This window comes from Ruminococcus sp. Marseille-P328 (genome assembly GCF_964249465.1).
GTDB lineage: Bacteria > Bacillota > Clostridia > Lachnospirales > Lachnospiraceae > Blautia_A > Blautia_A faecis.
This window is the reverse complement of record NZ_CAXUBQ010000037.1, coordinates 21,958-28,361: the sequence shown is the minus strand read 5'-3', so window position 1 is coordinate 28,361 and position 6,404 is coordinate 21,958. Positions and strand designations below refer to the sequence as shown.

At 40.6% G+C, this 6,404-nt stretch carries 7 protein-coding genes; 1 reads left to right on the top strand and 6 read right to left on the bottom strand.

The window, feature by feature from the left end; genetic code table 11:
* Nucleotides 1-91: 91 nt before the first annotated feature.
* The 6 genes from ACESTK_RS18950 to ACESTK_RS18925 all read right to left on the bottom strand — a co-directional run bounded on the left by ACESTK_RS18950 (nt 92) and on the right by ACESTK_RS18925 (nt 5,044).
* Nucleotides 92-1,783, bottom strand: coding sequence for an FAD-dependent oxidoreductase (locus ACESTK_RS18950; RefSeq protein WP_373120506.1), 1,692 nt, complete (start codon nt 1,781-1,783; stop codon nt 92-94).
* Between the two features lies 1 nt (nt 1,784).
* Nucleotides 1,785-2,105 carry a rhodanese-like domain-containing protein gene (locus ACESTK_RS18945; protein ID WP_005421613.1) on the bottom strand — a complete coding sequence of 107 codons (321 nt, stop codon included), beginning with the start codon at nt 2,103-2,105 and terminating at the stop codon, nt 1,785-1,787.
* 12 nt (nt 2,106-2,117) lie between these two features.
* Entirely contained in the window at nt 2,118-2,423 is a 306-nt protein-coding gene (trxA, locus tag ACESTK_RS18940) for a thioredoxin (RefSeq protein WP_118583116.1), read from the bottom strand.
* Nucleotides 2,424-2,510: 87 nt separating this feature from the next.
* Complete coding sequence (locus tag ACESTK_RS18935; RefSeq protein ID WP_005421611.1) at nt 2,511-3,257, bottom strand: SDR family NAD(P)-dependent oxidoreductase; 747 nt, start codon at nt 3,255-3,257, stop codon at nt 2,511-2,513.
* 167 nt (nt 3,258-3,424) lie between these two features.
* Complete coding sequence (locus tag ACESTK_RS18930) at nt 3,425-4,183, bottom strand: TSUP family transporter (protein WP_118583172.1); 759 nt, start codon at nt 4,181-4,183, stop codon at nt 3,425-3,427.
* A 45-nt stretch (nt 4,184-4,228) separates the two neighbouring features.
* Complete coding sequence (locus tag ACESTK_RS18925) at nt 4,229-5,044, bottom strand: GNAT family N-acetyltransferase (protein ID WP_227201098.1); 816 nt, start codon at nt 5,042-5,044, stop codon at nt 4,229-4,231.
* A gap of 243 nt (nt 5,045-5,287) precedes the next feature.
* Between ACESTK_RS18925 and ACESTK_RS18920 the strand changes: the two genes are divergently transcribed.
* Complete coding sequence (locus tag ACESTK_RS18920; RefSeq protein WP_148463575.1) at nt 5,288-6,376, top strand: histidinol-phosphate transaminase; 1,089 nt, start codon at nt 5,288-5,290, stop codon at nt 6,374-6,376.
* The last annotated feature ends 28 nt before the right edge of the window (nt 6,377-6,404 follow it).

Genomic DNA, 6,404 nt, shown 5'->3' with positions numbered 1-6,404 from the left:
ATCAGCTCTGCCCATTTGTAACTATTCACAAATCTTATATCAGTTTTTAACGTTTACACAAAACTTGAAACGGTCTCTATTATGATTATTTTTAATAATCCATACCACATGCATATGCCTTTTCAATCAGCGCACGGTCATTGACAACTGCATCATAGAAGCGGAATCCGCCGGAGAAGTTGTATGTTTCATATCCATTTCCTTCCAGAATACGACTGGCAATATAACTTCGCAGCCCACTCTGGCATATCAGGTAAACAGGCTTTCCCTTCTCAATTTCATTGATACGTTCCCTTAGTTCATCTACAGGAATGTTTTTGAATCCATTCATATGCCCCCTGTTAAATTCACCTACAGTTCTCACATCCAGCAACACAACACTTTTATCTCTAGAAATCTTATCCATATCTTCCAGATGCCATTGTTTTAAGGTACCTTTTGCTATATTGTCTATCATGAATCCTGCCATATTTACAGGATCCTTGGCAGAGGAATAAGGCGGTGCATATGCGAGATCCAAATCCTTCAGCTGGGTTGCCTTCAGCCCTGCATGGATTGCTGTTGCCAGCACATCAATACGTTTATCAACTCCTTCATATCCAATAATCTGAGCACCAAGCAAACGATAGGTCTCTTTTTCAAAAACCACCTTCATGGTCATCACTTTTCCACCAGGATAGTAACCGGCATGACTCATAGGAGAAAGAATTACTGTATCTACCTCTAATCCTGACTTTTTGGCATTGGTTTCATTGATACCTGTAGTGGCTGCTGTCATATCAAACACTTTTATAACGGAGCTTCCCTGACTGCCCAGGTAACGACTATCACCGCCACAAATATTATCAGCGATGATTCTGCCCTGTTTATTGGCTGGTCCTGCCAAAGAAATCAGCGCATCATTACCCGTAACATAATGTTTTACCTGAACTGCATCACCTGCAGCATAGATATCCGGTACAGAGGTTTCCATTCTGTCATTCACTATAATACTTTCCTTGATGCCAAGTTCCAGACCGGCTTCTTTTGCTAATACTGTGTCTGGTGTGACTCCGATTGCCAGAACTACCATATCAGCCTGAAGGGATGGATTATCTTTCAACAGGACCTCCACTCCGTTGTCTTTTTCTTTAAATCCTTCTACTGTATAGCCCAGTACCAGTTTTATCCCATGCTTTCTCATTTCATTATGGATCATGGATGCCATATCCGGGTCAAAAGGGTTCATCAGCTGCTTAGGCCGCTGGACAATCGTAACATCCATGCCAAGCTCCCTCAAATTTTCTGCCAGTTCCAGACCAATAAAACCGCCACCTGCCAATACAGCCGATTTTGGATGATTCTTATTTATATATTCCTTTATCCGAAAAGTGTCTTCTACAGTACGAAGTGTAAAAAGTTTATCAATACCTACTCCGGGAAGTCTCGGCTGTGTTGGCTTTGCACCTGGAGAGAGGATCAGCTTATCATATTTTTCTTCAAATATCTCACCATTCTCTAAATTTTTTACTGAAACCGTTTTACGTTCCGGATGTATGGAGATAACTTCATGATGAATTTTCATGTTAATACGGAAGCGTTTAAAAAAACTCTCTGGTGTCTGTATTGTAAGTTCTTCCGGGTCTGTGATCACGTCTCCAATATAATATGGAAGTCCACAATTTGCATAGGATATGTATCCGGATCTTTCAAACACAGTAATTTCAGCATGTTCATTCAGTCTGCGTATTCTTGCTGCGGCTGTAGCTCCTCCGGCTACACCTCCTACAATTATTACCTTCATCTTATTTTTCCACCTTTCCTGAGTAAGCTGCAATGCCACCGATATTATTTACTTTAGAATATCCCATTCGTTGCAGTATCCCAGTTGCCTGGCGGCTTCGTGAACCGGAATAACAGTATACAAACAGTGGGATATCCTTATTCTTCGCTACAGAAGCAATATTGTCAAGTTGCTGCAACGGCACATTTTTACTTTCTGGTATATGTCCTTCCTGATATTCCTGCGGTGTACGTACATCCAGCAGAACTGCATCATCAGTCCTTTTATATTCTTCTATGCCTTGATTAATATTCGACTGTTTAAAGAGATCAAAAAATCCCATTAGCACACCTCCCTAAAGCATTTCTAAAATCGCATTCTTAGGTCTCGCCCCTGAAACCTGCTGTACAATCTTCCCATTCTTCATAACCACTAAAGTCGGAATGCTCATAATACTGAACTTATTTGCCAGTTCAGGCTCTTCATCTACATTAATCTTTCCAACTTTAATATCTCTACGCTCACTTGCAATCTCCTCTAGAATAGGTACTACCATGCGGCAAGGCGCACACCAAGATGCCCAAAAATCTAAAAGAACGGGTTTATCGGAATTCAGTACTTCGTTCTGAAAATTATTTTTATTGATATTAATAGCAGACATTTTACAGTCCTCCTTATCTTTTTCTTTTTGTAGATTTATTATAGTCTTAATTTCATTTATTTTCCGTGATTACATCACCATACCTCATTAACTTCTTGCCATACCATCTACACTTAATATAACACCTGTAATGTAACTCGCCTCATCTGAAGCAAGAAACACAAACGCATTGGCAATATCTTCTGGCTGTCCAAGACGACGCAATGGAATTCTTTCAATCATAGGTTCGATAACTTCCTTTGGCACGGCCTTCATCATATCAGTTTCTGTAATCCCAGGTGCAACAGCATTAACACGAATACCTTTAGGTCCTAGTTCTCTTGCTAATGATACAGTCAATCCGTTTACTGCAAACTTCGATGCCGGATAAGCAAACCCACTTGGCTGTCCCGAAATACTCACCATGGAAGAAGTTGAGAGAATGACCCCCTTGCCTCTTGCCACCATACATTCTGCTGCTACACGAGTAGTATTAAATACTCCTTTTACATTTAGATCCATGACTTTATCAAAAGTCTCCTCTGTATAATCCATAAATGAGGTGTTTTCTGAAATCCCTGCATTATTTACCAGTATGTCGACACATCCATATTTTTCAGTTGCCTCTTTAAAAGCCTTTCTGACAGACTCCATGCTTGCCAGATTTGGACTAATTCCAGCCACTATTGCATTGGGATATTTTTCTTTTAATTTATCTACAGCAACATCTGCCGATTCCTGTGAACTTGCTGCCAACACAACTGAAGCACCTTCCTTCAAGAATTTATCAGCTGTAGCAAATCCTATACCACGGCTTCCACCCGTAATGATTGCAACTTTATCTTTTAATCTCATTTAGACTACCTCCTTACTTTGTTTGTAGTTACATTATAAGCAAAAGGTAAATCATTTTCTGTGATATCATCACAAACTATCGCAATAAAAAACCCTGTTGCTCACACGCACCAGGGTTTCAGACTGTAGACAAAGGGGGATGTGAAATTAGTCCCCTTTTGTGTGTTTCAAATCAGTTCTGTTAATACTTTAATGAAGAAGATCACGATCACCACAATCATGACCGGTTTTACGATCTTGTGACCGTTTGAAGTAAAGCTATGACTTCCAAGATAATTCCCTGCCATGTTACAAACTCCTGCTGCAATTCCCAGTGGCAAAAGCACTTTGCCATTGATCAGAAATACGACAAGTGCTGTGATATTGGTTGTCAGATTGATTGCCTTTGTGGCACCTGCTGCATCGTTTAATGTCATATGACAGAAACCGGTAAATAAAAGCATCAGAAATGTTCCTGTTCCCGGTCCGTAAATCCCATCATAAATACCAACTACAGCTGCGATCAGAATACTTTTAAAAATCAGCATTCCATTGATTACTTCTGTTGCATTTTCGTCTTTTCCTTTCAGTGCTTTGCTTCTCAGTACATAAAACAAAATGACCGGAAGCACAACCAGCATGGCGATCTTTAAAGCTTTCTCCGAAATCAGAAGAGCCAGATGAGATCCTATCCAGGATCCGGCAATTGCACCAAAAACTGCCGGAATACAGATTTTCCATTTCATAAAGCCTTTTTTCATGTAGTGAAAAGATGCCACGAAAGTTCCCATGGAGCTGCTCATTTTATTTGTTGCAATTGCAGTATGTACCGGCAGTCCCGCAATCATATATGCCGGAAGTGAGATCAGTCCGCCTCCTCCGGCAATCGAATCCACAAATCCTGCCAGAAATACAAAAAAACATACTACCAGATAAACTAAAACCACATTTTCTCCCACGTTCCCTGTCCTCAATTTCCTTTTGTATTTTTATTATTTTTTCATCGCAATCAATGTCGGGCGAAGAATCTGTACGTATTCTTCATACATTACTTCTCGCAGAAAATCTACATATTCCCAGAAAGTCAGCTCACCGTCCGGTGTAAGGATTTCAAAATCTGTATCATACACATTTACAAACAATCCCGTCTCCTGAAGTCCGTTCCGAAGATAAAAAGCCTTTCTTTTTTTGCGTTCTTCAGCATTTTCTGCTTTTTCATCCTGTGTTTCTATTTCAAAAATATATTTATGATTTTTGAACTTTTTAAGTAATGCCTCCAGTCCCCTGCTTCCATATCCGTAATTTCTTTTCTCCGGTACAATTGCATAATAATCCAGAAGCGCCCTATCCTGCTCCGCATCGATCAGATTGATTGCCAGTCCTACGAATTCATCTTCGTCAACCATTGCAAGCATCTCCATCTTTCCATCTGCTACCAGGTTTTCCATTACCTGCAGGGGCTTTTTCTCCTGTTCCGGAAATGCTTTGTCATACAGATCATAAAGCTGCCATTTATATTTTGCGCCTTCATCGGAAATGTTTACAAGTTTCATTTTTCTATTATTGATCATATCCGGCCAAGACAGAATTTCTCCGGCAATCTTTTCTTCATAATCGCCCCCAATATCCTCACTTCTGCCTGCCTCATAGATATTTGTCTCTGCACCCCAGACTCCATCGTGATATTCCCACACATGGAATTTCAGTCCGCGGAACATAAAATCCAGACTTCCGCATCCGTCTTCTTCGGTATATTCAAACCTGATATTTTTTTGATTCAATGCATCCTGTACTGTCTGCAATCTCATATTCATTCCCCCGTCTTGCATATTTATTAGTTATTGCTGTTCACAACAACACCTGTTTGTTACTGTTCACTCCGTTCACAGCAACTTGGTCAAAATCCATTCCAAAACACCTCGCGGAATACTGCCTGTGTTCACAGCAACACCTGTTTTTCTAGTATAACACATCTTCGGCGGTTGTCTATTGTAAAAAACGCTTCGATGATTTATTATAGTAAATAGCGAAATAATGAGGAGTGTAACCTTATGACTACAAAAATGGTTTTTCATGGAAGTGACATAGAAAAAATATGTGACTACTATCATTTAAATAAAGAAGATATCGTTAAATTCGGGGCAAATGTCAATCCTCTTGGCCTCTCCGCCTCTGTAAAAAAAGAAATTGCAGAAAATGTCGATCTTTTTTCTTCTTATCCGGACAGAGATTATGTATCTCTCAGAAATACGATCTCAGAATACTGCAGGATTCCCGCTGAATTTATTTTACCTGGAAATGGTTCCAGTGAACTGATCTCACTTCTGATTCAGGAACGTGCGCCGAAACACACCCTGATTCTCGGACCGACATATTCCGAATATTCCAGAGAACTTTCTTTCTCCGGAAGCACACAGGAATATTATCATCTGCGAGAAGAACGAAATTTCACTCTCGATGTAGAGGATCTGTGCAAAACTCTGGAAAACGGTTATGATTTCCTGATTCTCTGCAATCCGAATAATCCGACTTCCTCTGCGATCATGCAGGAAGATCTCCGCAAACTGATCGCATTCTGTGCAGATAAAGATATTTTTGTCATGATCGATGAAACTTACGTAGAGTTCGCACCAGATGTCGAAGAAATAACTGCAATTCCTCTGACCAGAGAATTTACCAATCTTATGGTACTGCGTGGTGTTTCTAAATTTTATGCTGCACCGGGCATGCGTCTCGGTTACGGAATTACCGGAAATATGGAATTTCTTTCCAAAATGCGAGAAAAACAGACGCCATGGTCACTGAACAGTCTTGGTGCCTTTGCCGGAGAGCTGATGCTCCGTGACCACGACTACATTCAGGAAACGCGTGATCTGATCCTCGATGAGCGTGACCGCATGGAGCAGGAACTTCAAAATATCCCTACTTTTAAAGTTTATCCTGCCTATGCCAATTTCATCTTATTAAAAATCCGCCGGGACGGTCTGACTTCCGCCGATGTCTTTGAGGCCTGCATCAAAAAAGGCCTGATGATCCGCGACTGTTCTTCCTTCCAGTGCCTGGACGGCGAATTTGTCCGCTTCTGCATCATGATGCACGACGATAATACAAAACTCTTAAACGTACTGAAGCAGCTGTAATCCAGCTGCTTCAGACTGTAGACAAAGC

Excerpts from the sequence above, each read along its gene's own strand:
- ACESTK_RS18950 (WP_373120506.1), bottom strand. The coding sequence starts at position 1,783 with ATGAAGGTAATAATTGTAGGAGGTGTAGCCGGAGGAGCTACAGCCGCA.
- ACESTK_RS18945 (WP_005421613.1), bottom strand. The coding sequence starts at position 2,105 with ATGGGATTTTTTGATCTCTTTAAACAGTCGAATATTAATCAAGGCATA.
- trxA (WP_118583116.1), bottom strand. The coding sequence starts at position 2,423 with ATGTCTGCTATTAATATCAATAAAAATAATTTTCAGAACGAAGTACTG.
- ACESTK_RS18935 (WP_005421611.1), bottom strand. The coding sequence starts at position 3,257 with ATGAGATTAAAAGATAAAGTTGCAATCATTACGGGTGGAAGCCGTGGT.
- ACESTK_RS18925 (WP_227201098.1), bottom strand. The coding sequence starts at position 5,044 with ATGAGATTGCAGACAGTACAGGATGCATTGAATCAAAAAAATATCAGG.
- ACESTK_RS18920 (WP_148463575.1), top strand. The coding sequence starts at position 5,288 with ATGACTACAAAAATGGTTTTTCATGGAAGTGACATAGAAAAAATATGT.